11 protein-coding genes are annotated in these 13516 nt (G+C 44.6%); 6 read left to right on the forward strand and 5 right to left on the reverse strand.

Translation table 11 applies throughout. The features are described from left to right. Positions 1-280 precede the first annotated feature (280 nt). Both prfA and IM500_RS24465 read right to left on the reverse strand, forming a co-directional pair. Complete coding sequence (gene prfA, locus IM500_RS09950) at positions 281-1381, reverse strand: peptide chain release factor 1 (RefSeq protein WP_190722819.1); 1101 nt, start codon at positions 1379-1381, stop codon at positions 281-283. Beyond that, positions 1360-1539 carry a hypothetical protein gene (locus IM500_RS24465; protein ID WP_341275517.1) on the reverse strand — a complete coding sequence of 60 codons (180 nt, stop codon included), beginning with the start codon at positions 1537-1539 and terminating at the stop codon, positions 1360-1362. Before IM500_RS24465 ends, prfA begins: the two co-directional genes overlap by 22 nt. Positions 1540-2030: 491 nt before the next feature. Between IM500_RS24465 and IM500_RS09955 the strand changes: the two genes are divergently transcribed. Continuing rightward, positions 2031-4184, forward strand: coding sequence for a polyribonucleotide nucleotidyltransferase (locus IM500_RS09955; protein ID WP_190722818.1), 2154 nt, complete (start codon positions 2031-2033; stop codon positions 4182-4184). A gap of 138 nt (positions 4185-4322) precedes the next feature. Here the strand turns inward: IM500_RS09955 and rpsN are convergent, their stop codons facing one another. Beyond that, on the reverse strand, positions 4323-4625 hold the full coding sequence (rpsN, locus tag IM500_RS09960; protein WP_002796120.1) for a 30S ribosomal protein S14: 303 nt from the start codon (positions 4623-4625) through the stop codon (positions 4323-4325). A 161-nt stretch (positions 4626-4786) separates the two neighbouring features. On the opposite strand from rpsN, the gene IM500_RS09965 reads away from it, so the two are divergent. Continuing rightward, a complete protein-coding gene (locus IM500_RS09965) occupies positions 4787-5326 on the forward strand; it encodes an NUDIX hydrolase (protein WP_190722817.1) in 540 nt (179 codons plus the stop codon). Here the strand turns inward: IM500_RS09965 and IM500_RS09970 are convergent. Continuing rightward, complete coding sequence (locus tag IM500_RS09970) at positions 5319-5501, reverse strand: hypothetical protein (protein ID WP_002759616.1); 183 nt, start codon at positions 5499-5501, stop codon at positions 5319-5321. The genes IM500_RS09965 and IM500_RS09970 overlap by 8 nt on opposite strands. A gap of 186 nt (positions 5502-5687) precedes the next feature. On the opposite strand from IM500_RS09970, the gene IM500_RS09975 reads away from it, so the two are divergent. Continuing rightward, positions 5688-7913 carry a glycosyltransferase gene (locus tag IM500_RS09975; protein WP_287738230.1) on the forward strand — a complete coding sequence of 742 codons (2226 nt, stop codon included), beginning with the start codon at positions 5688-5690 and terminating at the stop codon, positions 7911-7913. A gap of 493 nt (positions 7914-8406) precedes the next feature. Continuing rightward, entirely contained in the window at positions 8407-9867 is a 1461-nt protein-coding gene (locus IM500_RS09980) for a hypothetical protein (RefSeq protein WP_190722815.1), read from the forward strand. Between the two features lie 6 nt (positions 9868-9873). Here IM500_RS09980 and IM500_RS09985 read toward each other — a convergent pair whose 3' ends face one another. Further along, entirely contained in the window at positions 9874-10620 is a 747-nt protein-coding gene (locus IM500_RS09985; protein ID WP_190722814.1) for a DUF4079 domain-containing protein, read from the reverse strand. A gap of 184 nt (positions 10621-10804) precedes the next feature. On the opposite strand from IM500_RS09985, the gene IM500_RS09990 reads away from it, so the two are divergent. Together IM500_RS09990 and IM500_RS09995 are read left to right on the forward strand one after the other, a co-directional pair. Then, complete coding sequence (locus IM500_RS09990; RefSeq protein WP_190722813.1) at positions 10805-12295, forward strand: UDP-N-acetylmuramoyl-L-alanyl-D-glutamate--2,6-diaminopimelate ligase; 1491 nt, start codon at positions 10805-10807, stop codon at positions 12293-12295. A gap of 164 nt (positions 12296-12459) precedes the next feature. After that, positions 12460-13516 (forward strand): RNA-guided endonuclease InsQ/TnpB family protein (locus IM500_RS09995; RefSeq protein WP_287738232.1); only part of this gene is annotated, 1057 nt, incomplete at its 3' end.

The raw sequence follows: 13516 nt of genomic DNA on the forward strand, positions 1-13516 counted from the left end.
GATTTTGAGAGAATCGTGCTTCAAAACCTGGCGTCTTCATCGGCCCGCGTCCTGTAGGGGCGAAGCATTCGGATAGAAAATCTACGGTTTCACCGATAGGTTATTGCCCGAATGCTTCGCCCCTACTTTTTGCCGCAGACCCTAATTATGCGAGAGGTCTAAAGTCAAAAAGTAGCAAGGGGTTTGGCTGTTGCGGGTTGGGGAGAAGGGAGAAGGGAGCGGGGGGAGCATAAATAAAAATAATCTCCTGTCTCCCGTCTCGGAGTCTCCCTTGTCCTGATTAAGCTGTCTCTTGGGCAGCGGCTAATTCCGCCAGTTTTTCCTGTTGATCCTTGGCGATACAGGATTGGATCACCTCTTCGATATCGCCGTCTAAAATGCGATCGAGGGAAAAATTCTGATTTAAGCGATGATCGGTGAGACGATTATCCTTATAGTTATAGGTGCGAATTTTTTCCGAACGGGAACCAGTTCCCACCTGAGAGCGTCGCATGGAACTGACCGCTTCCTGTTGTTCCTGTAACTTCATATCGTACAGTTTCGCCCGGAGAATCTGCATAGCTCGTTCCCGGTTTTGCAATTGCGAGCGCTCTTCGGTGCAAAAAACCCGGATTCCCGTGGGTTTATGGATTAAATCGACGGCAGTTTCCACTTTATTGACATTTTGACCGCCTGCCCCCCCGGATCTAGCCGTGGTTAACTCAATATCCTTGGGATCGATATGCACTTCCACATCGTCCACTTCTGGCATAATTGCCACGGTAGCGGTGGAAGTGTGGACGCGACCACTCGCTTCCGTCAGAGGAACCCGCTGCACCCGATGGACTCCCGCCTCAAATTTCAGCTTACTATAGACGTTATCGCCTTTAATCTCTAAAATTGCCTCTTTAAATCCTCCCATATCCGCCTGAGATTCACTCAAAAGGCTAACTTTCCAGTTTTGAGTTTCGGCATATTTTGAGTACAAGCGAACTAAATCCCCCGCCCAAATACTGGCCTCATCACCTCCGGTCCCAGCACGAATTTCTAGCATGATATTCTTTTCATCGAGGGGATCCCGGGGCAGCAGCAGAATTGTTAATTGGTCTTCCAAAGTGGCGATTTTTTCCTCTAATTCTGCCACTTCTCGGGCGGCCATTTCCCGTAATTCGGGATCGCCGGCGGATTCTTTGAAGATTTGTTTCGCACCGATTAAATCCTCTTGACTTTTTTGCCAAATTTCGTAGGTGTTGACCGTTTCCTCTAGGGAAGCGCGGGATTTGGCCAGACGATGCAATTCACCCGGATTACTGGTGACATCGGGATCCGCTAGACGACGGGTTAATTCTTTGTAGGTCTGTTCTACAGATTGCAGTTTGTCTAGTAAATAACTTTCAGCCATAATCGATAGCCACAAATAGGGTTAAACGGGGTTAATTTGAAGATAACCCGCAAATTCACTGGATTAGAAGCGTCTGAGAGGTAATAGAGACGCAATCCTTTTAATTGTCTTAATTTTCTTTGTCTGGAGTTCTGCGAGCTAGGAAAAATCCCGCTCAACTGCTGACAGTCAGTCAGTTTTGCTAATACTTAGAAATATTTTTAGGCCAGCAAGCGGCAAGGGAAGACATTTTTTTTCTTAACCAGATTATTCCTATATCTGAAACTATCATTTTTTGGCTCGTTTGAGCAAGTAATCTTAAATTCTGTTTAAAAGTGGGGTGTAGGGTGTGGGGAGTATTTTCAGTTATCAGTGACCAGTAACCAGTTATCAGTGGGGTAGTGGGGAGTATTTTCAGTTATCAGTGACCAGTAACCAGTTATCAGTGGGGTAGTGGGGTAGTGGGGTAGTGGGGTAGTTGGGAGACCACTTCGTGCGCGTTGCGGGGGAGATGGGAGATGGGAGCAGGGAGAAAAAAGCTGATAACTGATAACTGATAACTGATCACTGATCACTGATCACTGAATACTAAACCTGGCAGAAAGGGGGACAAAAAATGCTAGGATTGCCACAGCACAGAGAAAAGTGAAAGAAAGGAATATAACTTTACATGGAAGAGTTTGACAAGTCAATATCCTTTGATGGCAGGGATATTCGACTAAAAATAGGGCTTTTAGCCCCCCAAGCTGGCGGTAGTGTTCTGATCCAATCGGGAGAAACGGCGGTTTTAGTGACAGCAACCACAGCCAAAGCCAGAGAAGGAGTAGATTTCCTGCCCTTGACCGTTGACTACGAAGAAAGATTATACGCCGCCGGGCGCATCCCGGGAGGATTTTTGCGTCGTGAAGGTCGTCCCCCGGAAAAAGCCATTCTGACCGGTCGTTTGATCGATCGCCCCCTGCGGCCTCTATTCCCCAGTTGGCTACGGGATGATATTCAGGTGGTCGCTACGACCCTCTCGATGGATGAGGAAGTACCCCCGGATGTTTTGGCCGTTACCGGAGCCTCCGTGGCGGTTCTGTTGGCAGGGATTCCCTTCCAAGGACCGATGGCAGCGGTGCGCGTCGGTTTACTGGGGGATGAATTTATCATCAATCCCACCTACAAGGAAATCCATAACGGAGAATTGGATCTAGTGGTGGCCGGTAGTCCCGAAGGGGTGGTGATGATCGAAGCGGGAGCTAATCAGTTACCAGAACGGGATATTATTGAGGCGATCGATTTTGGTTATGAAGCGGTCCGCGACCTGATCACCGCTCAACGGGAATTGATCGATCAGTTGGGTATTCCCCTCGTCACCCGAGAAGCGCCGGTAGTAAACGAAACCGTGCATAATTTCCTGAAAGAACAAGCTAAAGAGGAAATTAAACAGATTCTCTCTCAGTTTACCCTCAGCAAAACCGAACGGGATGAGAAATTAGCGGCGATCGAAAATCGGATCAAGGAAACTATAACCGCTCTCCCCGATGAAGATCCCTTAAAATCTCCAACGCTGGAAGAGCCGAAGTTAATCGGTAATCTCTTCAAGGATCTGACCAAAAAACTGATGCGCGCCCAAATTATTGAGGATGGGGTGCGGGTTGATGGTCGCCAACTGGACGAAGTACGCCCGATTTCTTGCCGGGTGGGAGTTTTACCCCGCCGGGTTCACGGTAGCGGCCTGTTTAATCGCGGTTTAACCCAGGTGCTTTCGATCGCCACCCTGGGCACCCCCGGTGATGCTCAGGATTTGGGCGACGATCTCCATCCCGAAGACGAAAAGCGCTATCTTCATCACTACAATTTCCCACCCTTTTCCGTCGGTGAAACCCGTCCCATGCGTTCTCCCGGCCGTCGAGAAATCGGTCACGGTGCTTTAGCGGAAAGGGCGATCGTACCTGTCCTTCCCCCACAGGAGGAATTTCCCTATGTGCTGCGGGTAGTGTCGGAAGTCCTCTCTTCTAATGGTTCCACCTCCATGGGTTCCGTGTGCGGTTCCACCCTGGCGCTGATGGATGCCGGTGTTCCCCTGAAAAAACCCGTGAGCGGTGCGGCCATGGGTTTAATTAAAGAAGGGGAAGAAGTGCGGATTTTGACCGATATCCAGGGTATCGAGGATTTTCTGGGAGATATGGACTTTAAGGTGGCTGGCACTGATTCCGGCATCACCGCTCTCCAGATGGATATGAAAATCCCCGGTTTAAGCATGGAAGTGGTGGCCAAGGCGATCAAACAAGCTTTACCGGCCCGCAAACATATCCTCGAGAAGATGTTAGCGACCCTAGAAAAACCGCGCACGGAATTATCTCCCCACGCACCCCGGTTATTGACGATCAAGATCGATCCGGATCTGATCGGGTTAGTAATCGGGCCGGGTGGTAAGACGGTTAAAGGGATTACTGAACAGACTGGCACGAAAATCGATATCGATGACGATGGTACTGTCACCATTTCCTCCACCGATGGAGAACAGGCCGAAAAAGCTAAACGACTGATCTACAATATGACCCGCAAACTCAATGAGGGTGAGGTTTATCTCGGTCGCGTGACTCGCATTATCCAAATCGGCGCTTTTGTGGAAGTTTTGCCAGGGAAAGAGGGAATGATCCATATTTCCCAATTGGCCGAGGGACGTGTCGGCAAGGTCGAGGATGAAGTGGCCGTGGGGGATGAGGTGTTAGTCAAGGTACGGGAGATCGATAGTAAAGGTCGTCTCAATCTCACCCGTCTCGGTATTCATCCCGATGAGGCCGCCGCTGCCCGTAAAGCTGCTACTGTAGTCTAGGTAAATTTTCTATTCATGGTTAACTCTCGATCGCTCGATCGAGAGTTTTTATTTTATCGCTAAAATTACCTAAAAACAGCAATAGAGACGCAAAAAACACGCCTCTATCCCAGTATTTTCCCTAGATGTTGTTTCTGACTACCAGCTAGACTTGACCACACCGGGTAAAAGACCTTGGTGGGCCCATTCCCGTAAAACGTTGCGGGATAAACCAAAATCGCGATAGTATCCTCTCGGTCTGCCGGTCGTTAAACAACGGTTGCGGTGACGACTGGGGGCGCTATTGCGGGGTAATTCCTGTAATTTTTGGTGAATTGCCAGTTTTTCTTCAAAATCTTCGGCGGTGCGGAATTGTTCTTTTAGTTCCGTCCGTTTAGCTTCGTATTTTTGTCTGAGACGAGCGCGTTTTTTCTCGCGTTCTACCATCGATTTTTTGGCCATGGGGTTTCTCGAAAAAGATTTAACCTGTAAAGACAGCATTTCCCATTATAACCTGAATCTCTCCTTGGCCGTTAGATGATAATTCTACCCGCTTCCTAACACCGGTGACAAAGGTAACATTTGTTGATATTAATTCTTAAAGTCCTAGTTGCAAATTTTCCATGTCTGAACCGCCTCAATTTCTCCAACAACGTCTTTTTTATCAAGGTCGCGTCTTTCAATTTGAAGTCTCGAAACTGCGTTTACCTAACGGTGTCGAGGGAGAATGGGAATGTGTCCGTCATCCGGGTGGCGCTTTAGCAGTTCCAATCACCAAGGAAGGTCAATTGGTTTTAGTACGTCAGTATCGATTTAGTTTGCAAGCTCGAATTCTGGAATTTCCCGCCGGGACGATTGATGAAGGAGAAGACCCCGCTACGACGGTAAAACGAGAATTAGAGGAAGAAGCGGGCTATCGGGCGCACAATTGGCAATCTTTGGGTAAATTTGCCCTGGCACCCGGTTATTCCGATGAATACATCTATGCTTTTCTAGCCCAGGATCTGGAAAAATTAAGCTTGCCCCCCGCTCAAGATGCCGATGAAGATCTGGAAGTGGTTTTGATGAGTTTTGAGGCAATGGAATCAGCGATCGCAGGGGGAGAATCGATCGATGCTAAAACTATTACTAGCTTCTATCTGGCCCGTTTAGCCCTTAATTAATCTTTTCAATCACCGCTTGTCCTAGTTGAATCAACTCAAAACCGATAAAAAGGCTTAAAATCACGGTGACAGCCTGATTAAGCAGGGGTATATTGCCTTTGCCTAGAGCAGAAGCGACGAATTTGACCACAACTAAAACGAGAGCGCTAACAACGGCGATTTTGACGGCTATCATAGATTAATTTTTCCTCACGGTTAACCGAAGTATACTATTTCTACACTTTTTCTTGCCAGTTTCATCTTCGGCTTGATACAAAATGTAGCATTTTGGTGGAGAGCGCTCCTGTCATTGCCAACAATGCCCAGGTTTTTGTTAAGAATTGTAAAATGTAGTTAGATTTATTTACTCAGAAGGGGATTTATGTCTAACCAAGAATCGATTTTTCCATTCCCTCAAAAACCAGCATATTCCTCCGTATTCAAGTCGATTTTAGCGATAATATCAGTTATTTTAATTATGTTAGCAGTGATCGGCGGGCTAATGATGGTCAGTTTATCATTATGTTGGCCAGAACACAATATTGATCGATTAATCCTTGGCTTAGTAGAAGATTTTTTTAATCCATTTGCTTGGATTAAAGTTCCCACGGTTGCTCATAGCTATCAATTATTATTACCCACAGTTATCCTGCTAATTTTTAGGCAGTTAATCATTTTCTTGTCTCCGCGTCCGCAAGTTTGGTCAAGATTAGTCATTATTTCTATCACTCTAGCTATCACCCTGCGCTATCTACTCTGGAGAATTCTGACCACCTTAAATCTTTCCACCCCTCTCAATGGCTTTTTTAGTTTACTACTTTTAGTCCTTGAGATGATGGTTTTAAGTAGTAGCATGATTCAGTTAGTTTTAGTCTTAACCACAAAAGATAGACGCAAAGAAGCTGATTTTTATAGCCAAGCAGTGATCAATAAACAATATTTGCCCACGGTAGATATCTTGATTCCCACCTATAATGAGCCAGCCTTCATCTTAAAAAGAACTATTATTGGTTGTCAAGCCCTTAATTATCCTCATAAAAATATTTATATTCTCGATGATACCCAGAGGTCAGAAATTGATCAATTGGCAGAAAAATTAAATTGTCATTATCTGACTCGTGAGGATAGAAAAAACGCTAAAGCAGGCAATTTAAACCATGCTCTCAGACAAACTCAAGGGGAATTAGTGGTAGTTTTTGACGCAGATTTTATCCCTTGTCGTAACTTTTTAGAAAGAACTGTTGGCTGGTTTCAAAACCCCAAAATTGCCCTAGTGCAAACGCCCCAAAGCTTTTATAATGCCGATCCTATTGCCCATAACTTAGGTTTAGAAAATATCGTTACTCCCGACGAAGAATTATTTTATCGTCATATCCAACCGGCTAAAGATGGGGTGGGTAGTCCTGTCTGTGCTGGCACTTCTTTTATTGTCAGAAGAAAAGCATTAGACGAAGTGGACTACTTCAATACAGAATCTATTAGTGAAGACTATTTCACTGGGATTGCTATCTCTGCCCAAGGTTATGAAGTTATTTACTTAAATGAAAAACTCAGTAATGGTTTATCTGCCGAAAGTTTATCCGCTTATTTACGGCAAAGATTGCGCTGGGCAAGGGGAACTTTACAGGCATTTTTTATCAAAGCTAATCCCCTAAAAATTGCGGGATTAACTCTCCCTCAAAGATTGGCACACTTAGAAGGAATATTATCTTGGTTTTCTCCCTTAGCTCGTTTATTTTCTCTACTTATTCCTCTCCTTTATACCTTTGGTTATATCGTACCTTTGAACATTACTATCGATGAGACAATCTATATATTTTTACCCTACATGATGCTGCAGTTAGCCACTTATCACTGGTTAAATTCTCGCTCGCGCTCCATTATTTTTTCTGAGGTACTATCGATGATTATTTGTGTACCAACATCCCTAACAGTTCTCCATGTTCTTTGGAAACCCTTTGACAAAGAATTTCAGGTGACACCGAAGGGAATTGCTCGTAAAAATTATCAATATAATTGGCGTTTATCCTACCCATTACTGTTTTTTCTCACCATTAATTTAATTAGTATTTTCTTTAATTTACGCCATCACAATTATCAAGAAAGTCCCCTCAATTTTGGCTTGATTTTGGCCATATATAATGTGGTTATTATCATGACTGCTTTAGTGACTTTATTGGAAGCTCCCCTCACCCTAGAAACTCAATACCAATTGTTGGAATATCCTGTTAACTTGATAACAGAAGCGGATATAATTATACAGGGCAATCTGAAAAAAATTTCGGAAATAGGAGCAGAAATTAACCTGAGTGAACCCATATACTCAGAAAAATTACTCCTAGATATTTTAGGCGAAGATTTGCGCTTATTGGCTCATCTAGTCAATCTAGAAAAACGAGGAAAAATCTGGCAAGCAACCCTTAAATTCCAGCCACTGACCCTATCAGAGCAGAGAAAACTAATCGCTTTTCTATTCTGTCGTCCCCATCGCTGGCCACCGAAAAATACGGCGGGAGAATTACAATCCCTTTGGTTGTTAATTATCAGCTTTTTTCGGGGTATCGGCTTGATTTGGCGGGCAATTCTGAATCAAAAAACAGCCCTTTAATTCAGTCAAAAATCGAAAATACTTATCGAAAAACTAACGACTGATTATCGTATCAACTGGCTTTTGTCTGTGATTTTACTCCCATGGCTATTCCTGTATTATCACAGTTGTCACTTGAGCAAAACTTGATCAGTAGTTAGGTGTTAAAAACTGTGGCTCTTCGGGACTTGTTATGGTTCGATAGGGGGGCATAAATAGACTAAATCCTTATCTGGCAAGAGACTTAATTGATTAGTTCGCTCTAGATCAAAAATAATTGACAAAAATTGCTAAATGCCTTTCTCTATAAGGGTTCCATCTCTTATAACCTCCGTCCATTGCATAACACAAACCGAAGAGCCAAAACTGTCAGATACCCCGCTTAATAAGGGGGGAGCTGCACCCCCTTATTAAGCGGGGCAGGGGGGATCGAACCCAAAATCCATCTTCAATTTAATTATAACCAGCTATTTATTATTATAATAGAAGTAACCATTCTTAGATGGACTGGCTTATGAACAATCGTTTATGTCTTCACCTGATGGCTAATAAGGAAAAAGGGTTTGCCTTGCCTCTTGCCGTGTTAATTGGACTCATCCTCATGGTGACAGGAATAACTATGATAATGCGCGCCCAAGGGGACCAATCGAAAGTAATTGCCCAAAAAGTCCGGGCTGATGCTTTAAGAAGTTCCGAAGCTGGGGTGACGCGGGTGCAGGATCTACTCAATAGCGTTCGAGTTATGGCGACGGTTAAGAGGAATTGTCCTCCTGGTGACAATTGTTGGCAGAACGCCAAATATGATGTGGTTACTAATCCCACCAATTTACAAAAACATTTAAAAAAATTAGTCGCCGCCGCCCCCTCCTGTAGTAATCCTGACGATGCCGATACCTTGAAGCAAAAAATCGATGAATTAAGAGATTTGAGCGCAGATAAATGGGTTGATCTCGGTAATAATAGTTATTATCGCGTGGTTGAATACAATTATTATATTGGGCCTGGCCAGGGAGTTCTCACCCTCGAAGGACGTTCTCGCACCAGTGCCGCAACAGTCCTAACTAACACTGATCTCAATATAGATAGTGACGATAATGCTGCCTCCCGTAACCGTGTGGTGGTAACTATCCCTATTCTTGATTCCCCTCCCCCCGCATTTAACCGCAACACGGTCCCAGCTTTATGGATAAGTGAGGGAACGGCGGACGATGGTGCTAGATTTCAAGGGGATGTGGTGGAGGAGGTGGTGAGTCCAAAATGTGAGGCTGAACAAAATAGGATTCAACAGCCCACACCCGCACCCAATCCCCCCTACAAAGCGCAATTTGTCGGTGTGTTTTTCCCCGATTTACCGCCGATTCCCACTGGCCTTCCCTCTGGTCAGAAAGACCTGGTACTTACCAGTTCTGAAACTTTTCCCAGAACGGGAGACACAGCATCTCCCAGCGGAGTGTACGAGTATATCGTTAATAATATCAACTTGAGTAGCGGTCAGATTACCATTACTCCGGGGCAACGGGTAGTTTTTTATGTTAGAGGTAATATTAACGGTGCCATCGAACATAATTGTGGTAGTGCGATTGGCTGTAACCCGGGCAATCTACAAATTTATGCCTCTAATGACCCTACTATTTTAGGTTCCGCTGCGCCGCAAATTTGTCTGAAAGGAACCCAAACACTACAAGCGTTTATCTTTGCTCCTGACTATTCCCTCGGTAAAACCGATAATGGTACTTTTATCGGTGCTGCCTGGGGTAAAAATTGGGGCAAAATTTTAGGCTGTACCTCAAGCGGTGCTGTAGCTGTGACCCAAGGGGTAGAATGGACTAAATTAATCCAAAACCTGAAACCCGAATTTCCCCAACTTGATAAGATTGCCAATTGGTGTGAGGAACCCATCGATACCGCTGCGGGTAAATCTGAGTGTGTACCCACTTTCTCAACTCCTTCACCCTCTCCCTCTCCCAGTCCCTAAAAAAGTTTAACTTATCGGGTTGATAAGGGGGGTTGAGGATTTCGGTTCAGGACAGGTTTTATTGGTGAAATCACAGCGATAAATTGCCGGTTTTTGCCAACTGAGGGGAATTTCCAGCAAATCCCTCGAACCGGTCATCGCTTGTCCCAGAAAGAGAGCCAGAGCAATACAATTGAGAATTGTATGGGCGATGCGCCAACGATGGGAACGGTCTTTATAGATATCTTCGACAATTGCCAGAGAGAAAATCATCAGTAATGATGCCGCCATGCCGATATAGTAGTGAGACCAGTACCATTGGGACGAGAGTCGCCAGACCCCATCCTGAGAACCGATAATAATTAAACCCATGCTGGTCAAGCTGGCAAAAATTCCGCGCCAGAGAGCTTGTCTAGCGCGGTAGAGACAGACCAAAGAGGCAATGGTGACAAAAAACATCAAAATCACAAAAAAGACCTGAAAGGAGTCTAATTTTCCCTCTTTTTGTTGATCAACAAAACCATTAAAACCGTAAACGACCGAGTAAGCTAGTGCTAAAAGGTTAACCCCTACCACTGTACCCGTTAACCAGCGGCCTAAGCGTAGATGTTCTGGCCCGACTACTGGGGGAATTTTACTTTTATTTCCCGCGTTGGTTTCTAAGCGACGTTGACGGGTTTGCCAAGCAAAGTTAACTACGAGGCCGATAATAGGGAAAACGACCACTATCGCTAGGACAGGATGAATGAGAGCCAGAAAATCGACGAATTGCATATAAATATCCCGAAAATCTCCGCAGAAAATCGTCAATAGTTGACAAGCTATAGCCTTGTTTTTTTTAGCTTATCGCGGTTGCTATCCTTACTGCTGAGTTTTTTTATCGTTAAATTAATAGCCTAGGAACCTCTTTGATGATCGGCTAATCTAAAAGCAGCAATCCTTAGATTCAATCCTGACTATGAAACTACAAGAACTTTTAACAACTATCCCTCTGGTTTCCCCGATTTCTTCTCCTATCGCTTCTATTACCGAGATTACAGGAATTTCCACCAACTCCCATGCTTGTCAACCGGGAGATTTATTTATCGGTTTACCCGGTACTCGCGTCGATGGGGGCGAATTTTGGCGTTCCGCTTTGGAAACCGGGGCCGTAGCGGCGATTATCTCCCCGGCAGCCGCAGCTAAATTTCCCCCCCCGGAGGATGCTTCGGTAATGGTTGTGGCAGATTTAGTTACTGCCGCTGCTGCGATCGCTGCTAAATTCTATCATTATCCGGCCCTTACCCTAAAATTAATCGGTGTGACGGGAACCAACGGCAAAACCACCACCACCCATTTAATTGAATATTTTCTCAGCCAAGCAGAGATTCCCACCGCTTTATTCGGGACTCTTTACACCCGTTGGCAAGGATTCCAAGAAACCGCTAATCATACCACCCCTTTCGCTAACGAGTTACAAGCTAGTTTGGCCAAAGCGGTGAGCGCCGGCAATGAAATCGCCGTCATGGAAGTTAGTTCCCATGCACTGGCCCAGGGAAGGGTACAGGGTTGTACTTTTCCCGTGACGGTGTTTACCAATCTCACCCGGGACCATCTCGATTATCACCTCGACATGGAGGATTATTTTGCCGCTAAAGCTAAATTATTTAGTCCCGATTATCTGCAAGGTAAGGCGATTATTAACCTTGATGATGCCTACGGTCAACGTTTAGCGGCCTCCCTCTCTCCTCAACAGGTTTTAACCTATAGTGTGTCCGATGCTCGTGCCGATTTTTATACTAAAGATTTACACTATCAACCCACAGGAGTTCAAGGGGTGATGGTGACTCCCCAAGGAGAAATAGCCTTTGCTTCTCCTCTGGTGGGTCAATATAATCTAGCTAACCTCTTAGCGGCGGTGGCAGCAGTGTTAGAATGTGGTGTAGATTTAGGGAAAGTAATCAGTCAAATTCCCCAGTTTTCAGGAGTACCGGGGCGGATGGAACGGGTTAGCATCGCGCCTGACCAAGATATCAGCGTCATTGTCGATTATGCCCATACTCCCGACAGTTTAGAGAATGTTTTAAAAGCTTCCCGACCCTTTATTTCCGGTCGGATGATTTGTGTTTTTGGTTGTGGTGGCGATCGAGATCGGACAAAACGGCCGTTAATGGGTAAAATAGCCGCAGAATTAGCAGATTTAGCCATAGTTACCTCCGATAATCCCCGCACAGAGTCTCCCGAACGAATCCTTGAGGATATCGTCGCTGGCATTCCCTCAGAAATTACTGTTCAGGTAATTAGCGATCGCGCTTTGGCCATTGACACCGCTATTCAAGCAGCGCAACCGGGAGACGGAGTAATTATTGCGGGTAAAGGTCACGAAGATTATCAAATTTTGGGGACGGAAAAAATCCATTTCGATGACCGCGAACAGGCCCGGGCCGCTTTGATGAAAGTGAAAAAGTGATGAGGGATGATTAATTGTCAAGAAAAGCTAACATTAGTTGACCGAAAATTTGGGTACAAGCCCCGCCATGCCCGCGCAGGGTCGGGCAGCTCCACCTTAAATATATATTGTCAACTTAAGGAATTTTGTGCTAGGATATTGATACTCGGTCGAGCAGTGTCAAGATGTTTGTACTAGAATACAAAGTTAAGCCAAAACCTAATCAGATAGAAGCCATTAACGAAGCAATACGGACAACCCAATTTGTTCGGAATAAAGTTCTGCGTTATTGGATGGATAATCGGGGTGTTGGCAAAACAGAGTTATTTCGGTACAACACAGCATTAAGGAAAGAGTTGAAATTTGTTGATGATTTAAACTCCCATGCTTGCCAGACTGCCGTAGAAAGAACCTTGCGGGCAATTACTCGGTTTTACGATAATTGCCAAAATAAAGTTAAAGGAAAGAAAAACTACCCTAAGTTTAAAAAACATTCCCGTTCCGTTGAGTATAAAGTATCTGGATGGAAGCTATCAAAAGATAAACGCCATATTACCTTTACAGATAAAAAAGGTATTGGTACTCTTAAGTTGATTGGTTCTAGAGATATTAATTACTATCAACCAGACCAGATTAAACGGGTAAGAATCCTTAATCGTGCCGATGGTTATTATGTGCAGTTCTGCATTAAATTAGACCCCAGAGACACCGTTAAGCCTTTAACACCTTCCCAGAAAGCCACTGGGATTGATGTGGGATTAAGGTTTTTCTTAGTAGATAGCGAAGGCCATCAAATTGATTGTCCGAACTACTATCGAAAAGCTGAAAAACAACTAAACCGATTAACTAAAAAAAAGTCAAAGAAATACCGTAAGGGTAAAAAACAATCTCGTAATTATCACAAAGCTAGAAAGCGATATGCTCGGAAACATTTAAGAGTAAGTAGGCAACGAGAAGAGTTTGTCAAAAGTGTGGCACTCCGTTTAGTTAAGTCTAACGACTTAATCGCCTATGAAAACTTGAATATCAAAGGCATGGTCAAAAATCGTCATTTAGCGAAGTCGATAACTGATGCAGGATGGTCTGTTTTTAGGCAATGGCTAGAGTATTTTGGGGACAAATGCGGCAAGTTAACTATAGCTGTCTCACCTCATAATACGTCTCAAAATTGTTCTAGTTGTGGACAAAAAGTCGAAAAGTCGCTATCTACTCGAACCCATGTTTGTCCTCATTGTGGATATA

The organism is Microcystis sp. M179S2, assembly GCF_020245805.1.
Lineage (GTDB): Bacteria > Cyanobacteriota > Cyanobacteriia > Cyanobacteriales > Microcystaceae > Microcystis > Microcystis aeruginosa.

What these genes read in the sequence shown, in the direction of transcription:
- IM500_RS09975 (WP_287738230.1), top strand. Translation starts at nt 5,688, where the DNA reads ATGTCTAACCAAGAATCGATTTTTCCATTCCCTCAAAAACCAGCATAT.
- IM500_RS09965 (WP_190722817.1), top strand. Translation starts at nt 4,787, where the DNA reads ATGTCTGAACCGCCTCAATTTCTCCAACAACGTCTTTTTTATCAAGGT.
- IM500_RS09980 (WP_190722815.1), top strand. Translation starts at nt 8,407, where the DNA reads ATGAACAATCGTTTATGTCTTCACCTGATGGCTAATAAGGAAAAAGGG.
- rpsN (WP_002796120.1), bottom strand. Translation starts at nt 4,625, where the DNA reads ATGGCCAAAAAATCGATGGTAGAACGCGAGAAAAAACGCGCTCGTCTC.
- IM500_RS09990 (WP_190722813.1), top strand. Translation starts at nt 10,805, where the DNA reads ATGAAACTACAAGAACTTTTAACAACTATCCCTCTGGTTTCCCCGATT.
- IM500_RS09970 (WP_002759616.1), bottom strand. Translation starts at nt 5,501, where the DNA reads ATGATAGCCGTCAAAATCGCCGTTGTTAGCGCTCTCGTTTTAGTTGTG.
- IM500_RS09985 (WP_190722814.1), bottom strand. Translation starts at nt 10,620, where the DNA reads ATGCAATTCGTCGATTTTCTGGCTCTCATTCATCCTGTCCTAGCGATA.
- prfA (WP_190722819.1), bottom strand. Translation starts at nt 1,381, where the DNA reads ATGGCTGAAAGTTATTTACTAGACAAACTGCAATCTGTAGAACAGACC.
- IM500_RS09955 (WP_190722818.1), top strand. Translation starts at nt 2,031, where the DNA reads ATGGAAGAGTTTGACAAGTCAATATCCTTTGATGGCAGGGATATTCGA.